The sequence below is a fragment of the Lysobacter sp. Hz25 genome (assembly GCF_046097045.1).
Classification (GTDB): domain Bacteria; phylum Pseudomonadota; class Gammaproteobacteria; order Xanthomonadales; family Xanthomonadaceae; genus Lysobacter; species Lysobacter antibioticus_B.
The window spans coordinates 2,317,585-2,333,184 of the sequence record NZ_CP175666.1; the positions used below are offsets into that span (position 1 = coordinate 2,317,585).

The 15,600-nt window shown below is 67.2% G+C and carries 13 protein-coding genes, 1 tRNA gene and 1 pseudogene; 3 read left to right on the plus strand and 12 right to left on the minus strand.

Translation table 11 applies throughout. The features are described from left to right. Positions 1-50: 50 nt before the first annotated feature. The 9 genes from kdpB to ACKN61_RS09885 all read right to left on the minus strand — a co-directional run bounded on the left by kdpB (position 51) and on the right by ACKN61_RS09885 (position 10,789). Positions 51-2,111: a potassium-transporting ATPase subunit KdpB gene (gene kdpB / locus ACKN61_RS09845; RefSeq protein WP_408953312.1), complete on the minus strand. Its 2,061-nt coding sequence runs from the start codon at positions 2,109-2,111 to the stop codon at positions 51-53. Positions 2,112-2,122: 11 nt separating this feature from the next. Then, a complete protein-coding gene (kdpA, locus tag ACKN61_RS09850; protein ID WP_408953313.1) occupies positions 2,123-3,865 on the minus strand; it encodes a potassium-transporting ATPase subunit KdpA in 1,743 nt (580 codons plus the stop codon). Positions 3,866-3,965: 100 nt separating this feature from the next. Further along, on the minus strand, positions 3,966-4,058 hold the full coding sequence (locus tag ACKN61_RS09855) for a potassium-transporting ATPase subunit F (RefSeq protein WP_031373443.1): 93 nt from the start codon (positions 4,056-4,058) through the stop codon (positions 3,966-3,968). 15 nt (positions 4,059-4,073) lie between these two features. Next, positions 4,074-4,832, minus strand: coding sequence for a TorF family putative porin (locus ACKN61_RS09860; protein WP_408953314.1), 759 nt, complete (start codon positions 4,830-4,832; stop codon positions 4,074-4,076). Positions 4,833-5,126: 294 nt separating this feature from the next. Beyond that, positions 5,127-5,987 (minus strand): alpha/beta fold hydrolase, encoded by an 861-nt coding sequence (locus tag ACKN61_RS09865; protein WP_408953315.1) that lies wholly within the window; start codon positions 5,985-5,987, stop codon positions 5,127-5,129. Then, positions 5,980-6,807, minus strand: a complete 828-nt coding sequence (gene thiD / locus ACKN61_RS09870) for a bifunctional hydroxymethylpyrimidine kinase/phosphomethylpyrimidine kinase (RefSeq protein WP_408953316.1) — start codon at positions 6,805-6,807, stop codon at positions 5,980-5,982. Before thiD ends, ACKN61_RS09865 begins: the two co-directional genes overlap by 8 nt. A 1,312-nt stretch (positions 6,808-8,119) precedes the next feature. Then, positions 8,120-9,517 carry a PhoH family protein gene (locus ACKN61_RS09875; RefSeq protein ID WP_408953317.1) on the minus strand — a complete coding sequence of 466 codons (1,398 nt, stop codon included), beginning with the start codon at positions 9,515-9,517 and terminating at the stop codon, positions 8,120-8,122. A gap of 223 nt (positions 9,518-9,740) precedes the next feature. Beyond that, positions 9,741-10,226: a peroxiredoxin gene (locus ACKN61_RS09880; protein ID WP_031373450.1), complete on the minus strand. Its 486-nt coding sequence runs from the start codon at positions 10,224-10,226 to the stop codon at positions 9,741-9,743. Positions 10,227-10,228: 2 nt separating this feature from the next. After that, the gene (locus tag ACKN61_RS09885; RefSeq protein WP_031373451.1) at positions 10,229-10,789 is read right to left on the minus strand and encodes a glycine cleavage system protein R; all 561 of its coding nucleotides are present in this window, start codon (positions 10,787-10,789) and stop codon (positions 10,229-10,231) included. A gap of 226 nt (positions 10,790-11,015) precedes the next feature. On the opposite strand from ACKN61_RS09885, the gene dapA reads away from it, so the two are divergent. Both dapA and ACKN61_RS09895 read left to right on the plus strand, forming a co-directional pair. Beyond that, the gene (dapA, locus tag ACKN61_RS09890) at positions 11,016-11,921 is read left to right on the plus strand and encodes a 4-hydroxy-tetrahydrodipicolinate synthase (RefSeq protein ID WP_408953318.1); all 906 of its coding nucleotides are present in this window, start codon (positions 11,016-11,018) and stop codon (positions 11,919-11,921) included. A 19-nt stretch (positions 11,922-11,940) separates the two neighbouring features. Further along, positions 11,941-12,474: a hypothetical protein gene (locus ACKN61_RS09895; RefSeq protein WP_031373453.1), complete on the plus strand. Its 534-nt coding sequence runs from the start codon at positions 11,941-11,943 to the stop codon at positions 12,472-12,474. Between the two features lie 78 nt (positions 12,475-12,552). Here the strand turns inward: ACKN61_RS09895 and ACKN61_RS09900 are convergent, their stop codons facing one another. From ACKN61_RS09900 to ACKN61_RS09910, 3 genes are all read right to left on the minus strand, one after another. Then, a complete protein-coding gene (locus ACKN61_RS09900; RefSeq protein ID WP_408953319.1) occupies positions 12,553-13,203 on the minus strand; it encodes a hypothetical protein in 651 nt (216 codons plus the stop codon). Between the two features lie 260 nt (positions 13,204-13,463). Next, complete coding sequence (gene fdxA / locus ACKN61_RS09905; protein WP_408953320.1) at positions 13,464-13,787, minus strand: ferredoxin FdxA; 324 nt, start codon at positions 13,785-13,787, stop codon at positions 13,464-13,466. Positions 13,788-13,979: 192 nt separating this feature from the next. After that, positions 13,980-14,055: transfer RNA gene (locus tag ACKN61_RS09910), tRNA-Glu, on the minus strand. A 168-nt stretch (positions 14,056-14,223) separates the two neighbouring features. On the opposite strand from ACKN61_RS09910, the pseudogene pcnB reads away from it, so the two are divergent. Next, positions 14,224-15,534: pseudogene (gene pcnB, locus ACKN61_RS09915) on the plus strand (polynucleotide adenylyltransferase PcnB); the annotation flags it as partial. Between the last annotated feature and the right edge of the window lie 66 nt (positions 15,535-15,600).

The following is a 15,600-nucleotide window of genomic DNA, read 5'->3' on the forward strand; positions in this document are numbered from 1 at the left end:
CCCCAACCCCTCTCCCGCGGGCGGGAGAGGGGCCTTGAGTGCAAGGCGGCTCAGAAGATCGCCACCAGCGCCATGTCGATCAGCTTGATCGCGACGAACGGCAGCAGCACGCCGCCGAGGCCGTAGATCAGCATGTTCCGGCGCAGCAGGGCGACGGCGGTGGCCGGTTTGAAGCGCACGCCGGCGAGGGCCAGCGGGATCAGCGCGGGGATGATGATGGCGTTGAAGATCAGGGCCGCCAGCACGGCGTTGCTCGGGCTCGACAGGCGCATGACGTTGAGCGCGGCCATCTGCGGAATCGCCGCGGCGAACAAGGCCGGCAGGATCGCGAAGTACTTGGAGACGTCGTTGGCGAGCGAGAACGTGGTCAGCGCGCCGCGGGTGATCAGCTGTTGCTTGCCGACTTCGACCACCGCCAGCAGCTTGGCCGGGTCGGAATCCAGGTCGACCATGTTGCCGGCTTCCTTCGCCGCCTGGGTGCCGGAGTTCATCGCCAAGCCGACGTCGGCCTGGGCCAGCGCCGGTGCATCGTTGGTGCCGTCGCCGACCATCGCCACCAGACGCCCGCCGGCCTGCTCGGCGCGGATGCGGGCGAGCTTATCTTCCGGGCGGGCCTCGGCGATGTAGTCGTCGACGCCGGCCTCGGCCGCGATCGCGGCGGCGGTGAGTGGGTTGTCGCCGGTGATCATGATCGTCCGTACGCCCATGGCGCGCAGGCGGGCGAAGCGTTCTTTGACGCCGTGCTTGACCACGTCGGACAGTTCGACCACACCGAGCACGTGGCGGCCTTCGGACACCACCAGCGGGGTGGCGCCGCCGCGCGCCACTTGTTCGACGCGCGCGACGAGTTCGCTGGTCGCCTCGCCGCCGAGCGATCGTACGTACTGGGAGATCGCATCGCCCGCGCCCTTGCGGATCGAGCGCGCGCCGCCGGCGGCTTCGGCCGGCAGATCCACACCGGACATACGCGTCTGCGCGGTGAACTGGATGTAGTCGGCGCGCTCGGGCTCGGCCACGGTACTGTGCAGCTCGCGCGCCAGGCGCACGATGGATTTGCCTTCCGGCGTCGGGTCGGCCAGCGAGGACAGCAGGGCGGCATCGCGCAACTGCGCATGATCGATGCCGGCGAGCGGATGGAATGCGGTCGCCTGGCGGTCGCCGTGAGTGATGGTGCCGGTTTTGTCGAGCAGCAGCACGTCGACGTCGCCGGCCACTTCGACCGCCTTGCCGGACTTCGCCAGCACGTTCGCCGATAGCGCGCGGTTCATGCCGGCGATGCCGATCGCCGGCAACAGGCCGCCGATGGTGGTCGGGATCAGGCAGACCAACAGGGCGATCAGCAACAGCGGGTCGAGCTTGGCGCCGACGAAGCCGGCGAAGAACGGCAGGGTCGCGACCACGATCAAAAAGGTCAGGGTCATCGCCGCGAGCAGCATGGTCAGGGCGATCTCGTTCGGCGTCTTCTGCCGGTTGGCGCCTTCGACCAGGGCGATCATGCGGTCGAGGAAGCTGTGGCCGGGCTCGGCGCTGACTTCGATCACGATCTCGTCCGACAGCACCTTGGTGCCGCCGATCACGCCGGAACGGTCGGTGCCGGCCTCGCGCAGCACCGGCGCGGATTCGCCGGTCACCGCCGACTCGTTGATCGTCGCCAGGCCGCGCACGATTTCGCCGTCGGCCGGGATCAGTTCGTTGGCCGAGACGATGACGCGGTCGCCGGGCTTCAGGCTCGACGCCGGCACCCGGGTTTCGTTCTTGCCGACGGTGTCGAGCTTGCGCGCGACCAAGTCGCGCCGCGCCGCCCGCAAGGACGCCGCTTGGCCGCGGCCGCGCGCTTCGGCCACGGCTTCGGCGAAGTTGGCGAACAGCACCGTCACCAGCAGGATGACGGTGACCGCGGCGCCGAAGCCGAGGTGACCGGGGACGAAGATCGTGATCAGCCCCGACAGGACCGTGCCGAGCAGCACCACGGCCATGATCGGGCTGCGCACGGCGTGCCGCGGCGACAGTTTGAGGAAGGATTCGAGCACGGCCGCGCGCACGCCGGCGGCATCGAGGCCGGCGACCGCGGATTTGCGGCGCTGCACTCCGAGATGGGTTTGTTCGGTCACGATGGCTTACCTCAGAGAACGGGGCTGCTCAGCGCCGGAGCGGCGCTCGCAGACAGCGTCAGGTGATCGGCGATGGGGCCGAGCACCAGCGCGGGCATGAATTGCAGGACGGTCAGGATCGCGATCACCGCGATCAGGGTCAGGGCGAAGGTCGGAGTTTCGGCGTGCAAGGTGCCGGCGCTTTCCGGCGCGACGCGTTTGCGCGCCAGCAGGCCGGCGACCGCGAGCGGAATGATCAGCGCCGGGTAGCGGCCGAGGGCGAGCACGGCGGCGCAGCTCAGGTTCCACCAATAGGTCGCATCGCCGAGGCCCTCGAAGCCGGAGCCGTTGTTGGCGTAGGCCGAGGTGTACTCGTAGAACACCTGGCTGATGCCGTGGAAGCCCGGGTTGGAGTTGCCGGTGATCGACGGCAGCGCCAGGGCGGCCGCGCTGAAGCCCAGTACGACCAGGGGTTGCAGCAGGATCAGCAGGGCCAGCAAGCGCACTTCCGGCGCTTCGATCTTGCGGCCGAACAGTTCCGGCGTGCGTCCGGTCATCAGCCCGGCGAGGAACACCGACAGCAACAGATAGACCAGGAACTGCTGCAAGCCGCAGCCGATGCCGCCCCAGATCGCATTGATCAACATGTTGACCATCGCCATCGCGCCGGTCAGCGGTGCCAGCGAGTCGTGCATGGCGTTGACCGAGCCGTTGCTGCTTTGCGTGGTCAGCGCGGTCCACAGCGCCGAATCGCTGGCGCCGAAACGGGTTTCCTTGCCTTCCATCAGGGCCACGTCGGTGCTGCTCGACGAATAAGCTTCCGAACCGACGGTCAGGCCGGTGGAGATCACCGACATCAGCAGCATGCTGCCGAACACCAGGGCGGTGAGGCGCCGGCGGCCGGTGAAGGGGCCGATCATGAAAGTCACCGCGACCGGGATCAGGATCAGCGCCAGGGTTTCCAGCAGGTTGGCGAACGGGGTCGGGTTCTCCAGCGGCACCGCGCTGTTCGGGCCGTACCAGCCACCGCCGTTGGTGCCGAGCTGCTTGGCCGCGACCATGGAAGCGACTGGCCCGACAGGTATCTTCTGATCTTTCAGCCCGGCGCTTTGGTCGAGCGGCGCGACGCCGACCGCGCCTTGTAAGGTCGAAGGCACGCCCTGCGAAGTCAGCAGCACCGCCCACACCAAGCATAGCGGCAGCATGAAGCGCAGGGTGGCGCGGGTTACGTCGACCCAATAGTTGCCGAGGTCGCGCGGCGCGCCTTCGGCCGGCACCGCGCCTTGCGCGCCCATCGCCTGGCGTCCGCCGAACAAGCCGCGCAAAGTCGCGACCACGATCGCCAGGCCCATCATCGGCGTGACCACCTGCAGGCCGACGATGCCGACCATCTGCGAGAGATAGCTCAGCTGCGCCTGGCCGGAGTAATGCTGCTGGTTGGTGTTGGTGAGGAAGGACACCATGGTGTGCAGCGCGGTGTCCCAGCGCAGGTTCGGCACGGCGTCGGGATTCAGCGGCAGCCAGGCCTGGGTCATGAACAACGCCCAGACCAGCACGGCCAGCACGAGGTTGCTCAAGGCGAACGCCAGCGCGTAGCCGCGCCAGCTCATGCCGCGTGCGGCGTCGACGCCGATCAGGCGATAGATCGTGCGTTCCAGTGGCCCGAACAATGCGTCCAGGCGGGAGCGATCGCCGCGCATGACCCGCGCCAGGTACTGGCCGAGCGGCCATCCCAGGCCGATCGCCAGCGCGAATACGAGAAAGATTTCGATCATGGTGAAACACCGTGCGGTGATGGGTCCGTGGTGGCGCGTCCGGCGCCTTCAGGGATAGGGTGATGCGGGCCGGTCCTGGTCCGCATTGCGGCTGCGCGGACTAGAAGTCTTCCGGACGCAGCACGACGTAGAGCAGATAGGCGCCGGCCACCAGGACCGAAACCGCGCACAACATGGAAAGCCAGCCGGGCATGAGGGGTTACTCCTGTCAGAAGGACGCTTGCACGGCCGCTTCGATCCGCGAGCCGGCCAGCGAGTCGCCGAAGATGCGTTCGGCGTTGCGATCGGTGGCGTGCGCGGTCAGGCGCAGCTCGACATTCGCTTTGGAAGCAAGGGCTTTAACCGCCCAGATCGCGCTGAGTTGGGCGTGGCTGTAGCTGCGGTCGTAGACGTCGTCGAGAAAATAATGGCCGGCGGCGGCTTCGAAGCGCAGCGCGTCGTTGACCGGGAAGCGCGCGCCGATCTGCGAATACAGGCCGCGCTTCTGGGTGCCGAGCGCTTCGTTCGAATACCCCAGCGACAGCCAATAGTTGTCGCGGTAGGTCGCGGTGCCGTTGAGTTCGGTCCAGTTGAGGTCGCTGGTCGTCGACGGATAGCGGTAGTGCAGGACATTGACGTCCAGCGCCCAGTGTTCGGCGACCTGGCCGGCCCAGCCGACGGTGAAATCGAATTCGCTGCTGGCATGCGTCTGCGGGGCGAACTCGACGTTCGAGCCCCATACCGAGCCGTAAAAACCGTTGGCCGCCGCTGCCTTGAAGCCGACCTGCACGGCCGGATCGCTTTGGGTCTGGGAGCTGCCGCGCCAGACGTAGTCGCTGGTGAGCGCGGCCGAGCCGCTGAACTGGACGGCGTCCTGCTCGGCGGCCTGGGCCTGGGTGCCGAGCGCAAGCAGGCCGATGCCGGCGCAGGCGGCCAGGATCAGCGGGACGGCGGCTTCGCGGCTGCGAAAGAGGTGGTGCGACGACATAGTGGATTCCGGGTGCGAGAGGCCTGTCTGGCCACATCGCCATTCTCGGAACCGGGGGCGTAAAGCCGCTATTTCGCGACCGCCGTCACTGCGTAAATTCGCCGTAAAACTTCGGCGGTTCGGCGTAAATCGCCGCGCGAGGCAAACCGCTTTTGGAGTAGGAGCGGCGCGAGCCGCGATTGCGATACCGCATCAACGGCGGCACCACACCGGCAACGGCGCTTTATTGGCGTGGTCGCGGCTCGTGACCGGAGGAAATCCCTGTGGGACGCGGCTCCTGTCCCAAAGCATGGCTTATCGGCGCAACAGCGCCTTGACTACCGCCTCGGGCTGCTTCATCCAGGAAAAATGATCGGCGCGGGTGCCGAGATCGCGCGTCCCCAACAACAGGCTTTCGCTGTGCGCACGCGGCAGCTTCGACAACAGATAGCGCACCGAGCCTGGCGGCACCAGCCAATCGCCGTCCATCGAGACCGCGCGCGCATCGACCGCGACCTGGGCCATGCCGGCTTCGACGTCGGCATCGATACCGGCAGCGGCATAACGCCCGCTCAGCGCGGTGCGGCCCCAATCGCGGATCAGGCTGCGCGCCTCGTTGCCGCCGAAACCGATGCGGCGGCCGGGCAGGGTACCGTTGACGTGGGCGAGCCAGGGCAGGAAGCGATAGATCGGCGGCATCGCGATCCGCTGCGGCATCGGGAGGGTGCGCCAATATGGCGCGCCGCTGGCGACCAGCCACAGCGATGTCGGCAGCGCCGGCTCGTTGCGTGACGCAGCCAGGCCCAGGCGCATGCAGGCGAGCTGACCGCCCAGGCTGTGGCCGCCGATGATGCGCGGCAACTGGGGCAGGGCCGCGGCGACCGCGGCATCGCTGACCGGCAGATCGTCGAGCAACAGCTCGCGATAGCCCCAATCGCTGTCGCGGCTCGCGCGCACGCTGCTGCTGCCGTTGCCGCGCCACTCGTGCACGTACACGGCGATGCCGCGCGCCGCCAGGGCATCGGCGAAGGGCAGGTAATGGCGCGCGGCGACGCCGAGCGCGGGCAGCCACAACAGGCTCGCGGTCGGTTCGGCCGGGACGCGTGCGTACAGATTCCAGCGGTGGCCGTCCGCGGCGCGCAGCGGCAGACCGGAGGGCTCGTGGCGATCAGTCATGCGGCGCTGCGCCGAAGTGATCGAGCACCAACACTTCGCTGCGGCCCGGGCGATAGCCCAGGCGCAGCGCGGCGTGCACATAATCGGCCGCGGCCACGCAGGCGTCTTCGAGCGAGCGCCCGAGGCAGAGATTCGCAGCGACCGCCGAAGCCAGAGTGCAGCCGGTGCCATGGGCATCGACTTGCAAGCGCGCATGCGCGATCTCGCGCACCTGCATGCCGTCGACGAACAAATCGACGACATCGCCCTGCCCGGGCAAATGCCCGCCCTTGAGCAGCACCGCACGCGCACCGAGCGCGGACAGACCGTCGAGGGCGGCGCGCATGCCGTCGAGATCGTCGATGGCGGTGCCGAGCAGCAGTTCCGCTTCCGGCAGGTTCGGCGTGACCAGGCTGGCCAAGGGCAGCAGCCGTGTGCGCATGGCGTCGAGGGCCGACGCCTCGAGCAGGCGCGCCCCGGAGGTCGCGACCATGACCGGATCGAGCACCACGTACTCGGGCCGGTAGTGTTCGAGCGCATCGGCGACCGCAAGGATGACGTCGGCGTTGGCGAGCATGCCGAGCTTGACCGCGCGCACGTCGAAATCGTCGAAACAGGCATCGATCTGCGCGCGCAGGAAGTCGGTGTCCGGCACATGCACCGCGGTGACCCCGCGAGTGTGCTGGGCGGTCAACGCAGCGAGCGCGCTGAGCCCGTGCACGCGATGCGCGGCGAAGGTCTTGAGATCGGCCTGGATGCCGGCGCCGCCGCCGGAGTCGGAGCCGGCGATGGTGAGGGCGCTGGGGTGCGAAGGGGTGTTGGCGGGGAGCGGGGCGGTCATGGGCTAAGCGTACCCAACTGGAGGGGATGCCGCATTGGGGCGTTGAGGCGGTTGGGGGGCGGGGGCGGCCGACTCTGCCTTTGTCTCTGCTTCTGCTTCCGCCTTTTTCTGTTGCTGTTGCTGTTGCTGTGCGCCGCCCCGTACTCACGAAGGCAGAAGAAGACCCGGAGGGCGGCCTGCATGGATGCAGGCCGTTTTTCATCGGGACAAGGATGTCCCGTATGAAAAATCCCCGCGTATGCACCGCGCGTGCGGGCCTGTGATTCAAAGCGAAAGCATTTTTCTTTGGTGACTTTCTTTTGTTGCTTTAGACAAAAGAAAGTTACCCGCCGCTTTAGTGGCGGAAGCTTTGGGCGTTTGATCCTGATCTTGCTTCTCAAGAAGCCATAAGCAAGTGCAGAGCTTCCGTCCGCTGACGCGGCCGGGTTACTTTCTTTTGCTAAGCCCAAAAGAAAGGTAACCAAAGAAAAGGGCTCTCCTTGCAAGGGGACAGGCCACGAGTGCGTAGCTAGCGCCGGGATTTTTCGATAGGACGTCCTTGTCCTATCGAAAAACGGCGCACGTCCTGTGCGCCGCCCTCCGGGTCTATGATCGCATCGCTAGATCGAAACTGCGCCAAGCTCTTTACGGCAACGGCAACGGCAACGGCAACGCGTGTTTTGCTCTTAGGGTAGGAGCGGCGCAAGCCGCGACCGCGCAACCACGATCACTGGTGCCGGCAGCCGCAGATTCGCGGTCGCGGCTCGCGCCGCTCCTACCCTTTGTACCGTCGTGGTTGCAGGATTGCTGTTGCTGTTGCTGTTGCTGTGCGTCGTAAAACACTCGCGAAGGCAACAGAAGACCCGGAGGGCGGCGCGCAGGGATGCACGCCGTTTTTCATCGGGACAGGGATGTCCCGTATGAAAAATCCCTGCGTCGGCATCGCTCGTGCGGGCTTGTGATTCAAAGAAAAGCAACTTCTTTGGTTACCTTTCTTTTGTTGCTTATGACAAAAGAAAGTAACCCGCCGCTTTAGTGGCGGAAGCTTTTGGCGTTTGATCTGGATCTGGATCTGGATCTTGCGACAGCGATACGCCGCAAGACCGTCACAGTGCGGTCGCGGCTTGCGCCGCTCCTACCCTGGGTTCCAGCCGGAGGCGTCGCGAAATTGAAGCGTCGCGGTCGCGACTCACGTCGCTCCTACAGGGGCAGATACGCAACCATGTGCGGTTCGAGCACGCACGACCGATGCCGCCACAAACCGAGCCGCCACAAACCGAAATGCCGCGCGATTCGCATCGCGCGGCATCCGTTCATCGGTATCGCAACCGCCTTAGAGCACTTCGGAAGCGTAATCCGCCAACCTCGAACGCTCGCCGCGGCGCAGGGTCACGTGCGCGCTGTGAGCCCAGCCCTTGAAGCGGTCGACCGCGTAGGTCAGGCCCGAGGTGGTTTCGGTCAGGTACGGGGTGTCGATCTGTTCGACGTTGCCCAGGCAGACGATCTTGGTGCCGGGGCCGGCACGGGTGATCAGGGTCTTCATCTGCTTCGGGGTCAGGTTCTGCGCTTCGTCGAGGATCAGCCAGCGGCTCAGGAAGGTGCGGCCGCGCATGAAGTTCATCGAGCGGATCTTGATGCGCGAGGCGAGCAGGTCGTTGGTCGCCGCGCGGCCCCAGGCGCCGCCTTCCTGGTTGTGGGTCAGCACTTCCAGGTTGTCGGTCAACGCGCCCATCCACGGCGTCATCTTTTCCTCTTCGGTGCCGGGCAGGAAGCCGATGTCCTCACCGACGCTGACGGTGGCGCGGGTCATGATGATTTCGCGGTAGCGCTGCTGGTCCATGGTCTGCGCCAGGCCGGCGGCGAGGGCGAGCAGGGTCTTGCCGGTGCCGGCGGTGCCGAGCAGGGTGACGAAGTCGATCTCCGGGTCCATCAGCGCGTTGAGGGCGAAGTTCTGTTCGCGATTGCGCGCGATGATGCCCCAGACCGCATGCTGGTTATGACGGAAGTCGTCGACGATCTGCAACTGCACGCGGTCTTCGCCGACCTTGGTGACCTTGAGTTCGGACTCGTCGTCGCCGGGCAGGTACAGGAATTGGTTCGGGTACCAGTCGTCGTTCTCGGTGCGGCTGATTTCGTAGTAGGTGCGGCCTTTCTCGGTCCAGGACTTGAGGTCCTTGCCGTGGCGCTGCCAGAAGTCGTCCGGCAGCGCGGTCGCGCCGGTGTAGAGCAGGCTGAAATCGTCGAGTGCGCGGTCGTTCTCGTAGTCCTCCGACACGATGCCGGCGATCGAGGCCTTGATGCGCAGGTTGATGTCCTTGGACACGAACACCACCGGCACGCCGGGTTCCTGCTCCTGCAGGGCGAGGATCGCGCCGAGGATCTGGTTGTCCGGGATCACCGCGCTGAAGCGCTTGCCGGCGTCGAACGAGCCGGTCTGGAAGCGCAGCTTGCCGATGCTCTGCGCGCCGCGCAGTTGCAGCCCCTGCGGGCGGTTGAGGGTGATGCCGCTGCTGATCTTGTCGGTGCCTTCGGCCTGGATCAATTCGTTGAGGAAGCGGCTGACCTGGCGCGCGTTGCGGCTGGCTTCGGAGGTGCCTTTCTTGCCGTTGTCCAACTCCTCGATGACTTGCATCGGCAGGTAGACATCGTGTTCCTGGAACTTGAACAGCGCGGTCGGGTCGTGCATGAGCACGTTCGTGTCGAGCACATAGATCCGCTTGCTTCTGGTCATTCGGAAGTCTCGTCGGAGATGATGGGTGGTGCGTTTCGTTGCGACGGCGGAACGGGGTGGCAAGGCTCGCGAAGGCGCTGAGGCGAGTGTCCGCCAGCGGCCCGCGCCGGGGCGGGGCGTGGGTCGCACAAGTGCGGCGAACGCGCGCGGGCGGCGCGCGCGCACGGCCGCGCCGCCGTGACCCGCGGGGCGGGACAGCGTGCGAGCGTGGAAACGAGGGGCCTCACTGGGCGGCGTGTTCCTTGAGTGCGTCGAGTACGGCCTGGGCATGGCCAGCGACTTTCACCGGTCGCCATGACTGGGCGATGACGCCCTTGGGGTCGATCAGGAAGGTGCTGCGTTCGATGCCCATGTACTTGCGGCCGTACAGGTTCTTTTCCTTGATCACGCCGAAGGCGTTGCACACCGATTCGTCGGCGTCGCTGACCAGCTCGAACTTGAAGCCCTGCTTGGCGCAGAAATTCTGGTGCGATTTGATCGAGTCGCGCGACACCCCGAGCACGGTCGCGCCGAGCTTCTTGAACTTGGGCAGCAGGGCGTTGAAATCCAGGCCTTCGGTGGTGCAGCCCGGGGTGCTGTCCTTCGGATAGAAGTACAACACCAGCCATTGGCCGGCATAGTCCTTGAGCTTGACCGTCTCGCCGCCGGACAGGGCCAGGGCGAGGTCGGGGGTTTTCTTGCCGTAAGCGTGGTCGCCGGTATCGAGCATGATCAGAACTTCATCGGGTCCATGATGGCGTCTAGGTTCAGATGGTCGCAGAACTCGAGGAAATCGTCGCGCAGGGCGGCGATGTGCATGCTCGAGGGCACGCCGATGGTGATCTGCGCCGAGAACATGTCGGCGCCGGTCTGCATCGCGCGGTAGCGCGAGCAATGCAGGCTTTCGATGGTGATGCCCTGGCGGTCGAAGAAGTCGGCGAGCTGGAACAGGATGCCCGGCTTGTCGGCGGCCACCACCTCGACGATGTAGGGCAGCAGGTTGGACTGCACCTGCTTGGCGCCGGTGCGGTACCAGACCAGCTTCAGGCCCTCCTCGCGCTCCAGGCGCGTCAGCATGGCCTCGAGCTTGGCGACCGAGTCCCAGGAGCCGACCGCCAGCGCGGTCACCGAGACGTCGCGGCCCACCGTGGACAGGCGCGCATCGACGAGATTGCAGCCCGAATCGGCGATCCGGCGCGTCACCGACAACAGCGGCGACTCCGGATGCGTCGTATAGGCGTTGATCAGGAGGTGGTTTTCGTTCGGCGACGGCCGGGAAGCGGAATCGGTCAAGGCGGCGCCTGCAAGGGGAGCGTGATGCTCGGATATGAACGGCGGCCCGCGGACGGGCTGCGGCTGAAGGGAGCATACTTGCCCGCGCTTTCGGGCCGCAAGTAACATCGTCCCGTGCGTGGCTGCACCGGCGCACGTTTCCGCACCGGCCCGCCCGCTGGAATAATGGCCCCCGACCGCTCCGCAGCACGGCTACGGACGCGAACTCCACTTAGTAGGTCTTCACTTGCGACTTTCCGGCAGCATCACCGCGCTGGCGACGCCTTTCACCGCGTCCGGCGAAATCGACCTGGACGCCTGGCACAAACTGCTGGCGATGCAGCTGGAAGGCGGCACCCAGGCCGTCGTCGTCGCCGGCTCGACCGGCGAGGCCGCCGCGCTCTACGACGCCGAATACGACGCCGTGCTGCGCGCCGCGGTCGAGTTCGTCGCCGGCCGCATTCCTGTCCTGGCCGGCACCGGCTTGTCCAATACCGCCAAAACCATCGAACTGACCCGCCACGTGGCCGCCCTCGGCGCCGACGCGGCGCTGGTCGTGACCCCGCCCTACGTGCGTCCGACCCAGGCCGGCCTGGTCGCGCATTTCCGTGCGATCGCCGACGACGGCGCCTTGCCGGTGGTGCTCTACAACGTGCCCGGCCGCACCGGCGGCGACCTGCTGCCGGAGACCGTGGCCGAGCTGGCCGGCCATCCGCGCATCGTCGGCATCAAGGAAGCGGTGTCCGACCCGCAGCGGATGCAGGCCTTGCTGGCGCTCAAGAGCGACGGCTTCGCCGTGCTCAGCGGCGACGACCCGACCGCCTGCCGGGCCATGCTTGCCGGCGCCGACGGCATCATTTCGGTCGGTTCCAATGTGCTGCCGGCGGCATTCCGCCGTCTCGCCGACCTGGCCCGTGCCGGTCGCGGCGCCGAAGCCGAGGCCTGGGACGCGCGCCTGCGCCCGGCCTACGATTTCCTCGCCCTGGAACCGAACCCGATTCCGGTCAAGGCCTTGCTCAGCGCCCAGGGCATCGGCCATGGTCTGCGCCTGCCCCTGCAGTCGCTCTCGGCCGTCCATCAGGATGCCGCCCGGCGCACCGCCGGTCTCGTCGTCGAACTCGAACACGTCTGCCGCGACACCCTTGCGGCCTGAATCCCTGTAGGAGATGCTCATGCGTTCCAATGTTTCTCTGTCCCGCGCGGTTGTCGCCGGTCTGTTGCTGGCGATGGTCGCCACGTCGGGCTGCAGCTGGTTCCGCAAGGGCAACAAGCTCTACGCCGAAACGCCTGAGAACCGTCCGCTGGAAGTGCCGCCGGACCTCGACCAGCCGCGTACCGACGGCGCCATGGCTGTGCCGGGCGGTTCGGTGACCGCCTCGGGTCTGGCCGCGTCGCGTCCGACCCAGGCCGCCGCCGGCACCCCGGCCTCGTCGGCCAACGGTTTCACCGTCAGCGGCAACCGCGACGCGGTGTTCAACCAGGTCGGCGACGCGCTCGGCAAGGTCGAAGGCCTCAACATCGCCAGCCGTGCGCAGTTGCTCGGCGCCTACGACGTGAACTACGAAGGCAGCAACTTCCTGGTCCGCATCAGTGCGGTCGAAGCCGGCGCCTACGTCTCGGCGGTCGACCCGCGCGGTCTGCCGGCGACCGGCGAAGCCCCGGCCAAGCTGATCGCCAACCTCAAGGCAGCGCTCGGCGGCCGTTGATCCAACGCCGCAGTCCTGCTTGCGAAACGGGCGCCGATGGCGCCCGTTTTCGTTATGAAGCCAGCGTGCCGAGCGTACTCAGCGTGGCGGCGACCAGCGGGTCAGGCCCTCGTTCAACATCAGGCGCATCGCCGAGGCGCGCTGCGCGCGCGGCATGTCCTTGAGCGCATCCAGCAGCCAGCCGAACGCCTGGCAGCGCGCCTCGCGTCCGCCCGGTTCGCCGGCGTCGGCATTGAGCGCGCCCATGAAGCCGTCGTGCAGCAGCATCGCGGTGGTGCCGGCGGATTTCAGCGTTTGTTTCGCCGCACCGGCGTCGTAAGGCTGGCGCGGGTTCTGCAGGCCGTTCGCGGCGATGCCGAGCAGGGCGTTGGCGAAACCCTGGCGGCTGGCGTCGCCGAGGTTCTGCGCCGCGGCAGCGAGCGCCTGCGGGCTGCGGTCGGCGGCCGGATCGAACAAGGCGCACAGCGTCGCCGCATCGCGCGGATGGCGCGAGGCCTGGTGCAGGGCCTGGAACAAGTCGTCGATCGAACCGTCGGGCGCGCGCATCAGGGTGTCGCTGGCGCCGGCGGCGATCGCGGCCGGGTCCAGGCGCGAGAGATCCAACTGGGACAAGTCGAGCTTGGACAGATCGAGCTGGGAGAGGGCGAGCGTGCGCGGCTGTGCGCCGGCGAGGATCGGTGCGGCGCAAAGCGCGAGGAGCAGATTCAGGCGCAAACGGGCATGCGGCATGGCGTCGTTTCATTCGGTCCGTGACCGGCCGAGTCTAGGTGCGGGCCGATGAATGCCAGGCGGCCATGGCGCGGGCCGGGGCGGGCTCGGGCGGGGCGGTGCCGGCAGTCATCCCGGCAAAGTCCGGGCGGTCAGGGCAGAGACAGGCCGAGCGGCCAAGCCGCATCGGCCAGCCGGGTCGTTGCGGAAGGCGGGGCGAAGCCCGCCGAGGCTCTACGAGGCGGTTCGGACGAGCGCGGCCGACGCCGCGCCGGCGAGGCTCAACGCTCGAGCAGGTCGAGCTTGCCGGGCTTGTTTTCCCAGTCCTTGGCGTCGGGCGGGCCGTCCTTGCGGGTGGTGATCACCGGCCAGGACTTGGACAGTTCGGCGTTGAGCGCGACGAAAGACTCCTGGCCGGCCGGCACGTCGTCCTCGGGATAGATCGCGTTGATCGGGCATTCCGGCTCGCACAGGGTGCAGTCGATGCACTCGTCCGGGTCGATCACCAGGAAATTCGGGCCTTCGTGGAAGCAGTCGACCGGGCACACCTCGACGCAGTCGGTGTACTTGCACTTGATGCAGTTCTCGGTGACGACGAAGGGCATGGCGGGAATCCTGAGCTATGGTCCGGGGCGAACAGGCCGGGCAGCGATAGTGTAGCCATTCGCGCCGCGACGACCCAAGGCGGGACTGGGCCGTTGGCGCAAATCGCGCGTCCGCCCGGCCCCGTAACGCGGCTGGCGCCAAGAAAAAGCCCGCGCATCGCTGCGCGGGCTTCTGGCGACCTGGTCGCGTATTGGCGCTCCCTACGGGATTCGAACCCGTGTTTTAGCCTTGAGAGGGCCACGTCCTAGGCCTCTAGACGAAGGGAGCAGGTTGAAACTCGGCCGGGAACGGGTTCCTGGCAGACCGCACGGACTCTCAACCCGATGCGGCCTGCTAGTATATGCGCCGCCGTTGCCACGGGCAACGGTTGAACCTTACGAACCTATAAGGCGGCACGCCCGCTCGATGCAAGCCGACAACTCTTCATTCCATACCTCGCTGCGCGTGATCCCGCGCGACCAGCACAATGTCTCGCGCAAGGAGATCAGTCCGAACGCGCTTCGCGTGCTGTATCGGCTGCGCGACAGCGGCTTCGGCGCCTTCCTGGTCGGCGGTGCCGTGCGCGACATCCTGGTCGGCGGTCACCCCAAGGACTTCGACGTCGCCACCGACGCCACGCCGGAGCAGGTCAAGGGCCTGTTCCGCAACTGCCGCCTGATCGGCCGCAGGTTCCGCCTGGCGCACGTGGTCTACGGCCGCGAGATCATCGAGGTCGCGACTTTCCGCGCCAACATCGACGACGGCAGCGGCGACCGCGAGACCGACACCGGTGGCCGCCTGGTCCGCGACAACGTCTACGGCAGCATCGAGGACGACGCGGTCCGCCGCGACTTCACCGCCAATGCCCTGTATTACGCGGTCGAGGATTTCTCGGTGCGCGACTACGTCGGCGGCTTCGAGGACGTGCAGAACCGCCTGATGCGCCTGATCGGCGATCCGGAAACGCGTTATCGCGAAGACCCGGTGCGGATGCTGCGCGCGGTGCGCCTGGCGGCCAAGCTCGGCTTCGAGATCGAAGCGGCCACCGCCGCGCCGATCCCGCACCTGGCGCCGTTGCTCGCCGACGCCGCGCCGGCGCGGTTGTTCGAGGAATGCCTCAAGCTGTTCTTGTCGGGCCACGCGGTCGAGAGCTTCCTCGGCCTGGAGCGTTTCGGATTGCTGTCGGCGCTGTTGCCGGAAAGCGCCGCGGCGTTGAAGTCCAACCGCAGCGGCGCCCTGCGCCGGATGGTGCTGGAAGGACTGAAGGGCACCGACGCGCGCGTCGCCAACGACGAGCCGGTTTCGCCCGCGTTCCTGTTCGCGCTGTTGCTGTGGCCGGCGTATTGCCGCGATCTGATGGGCCTGCAGGCGCAAGGCGTGCACACCGCCGAAGCGCAGCGCCGCGCTGCCGACCGCGTCACCTTGCATCAGTTGTCGACGATCGCGCTGCCGCGCCGTTTCTCGCTGCCGATGCAGGAGATCTGGCTGCTGCAGTCGCGTTTCCAGCAGCGTCAGCGCAAGCGCGTGTTCCGGCTGCTGTCGCATCCGCGTTTCCGCGCCGCTTTCGATTTCCTCTCGCTGCGCATGGCCGCATCGGACGAGCACACCGCCGACGTCGAATTCTGGCGCGAGGCGCAATTGCATCCGGGCGAACTGCTCGCCTACCAGGAGGCGAATCCGCCCCTGGACGACGAGGAGGGCGGCGAGGAACGCGGCCCGCGCAAGCGTCGTCGCCGCCGTCGCGACGCGCCGACCGCATCGGAGTGATCGGCCCGGGCCTGCGTCGCTGACGACGACAGGCCCGCCGCCGTCCCGGTGCGACGACCGCACCGA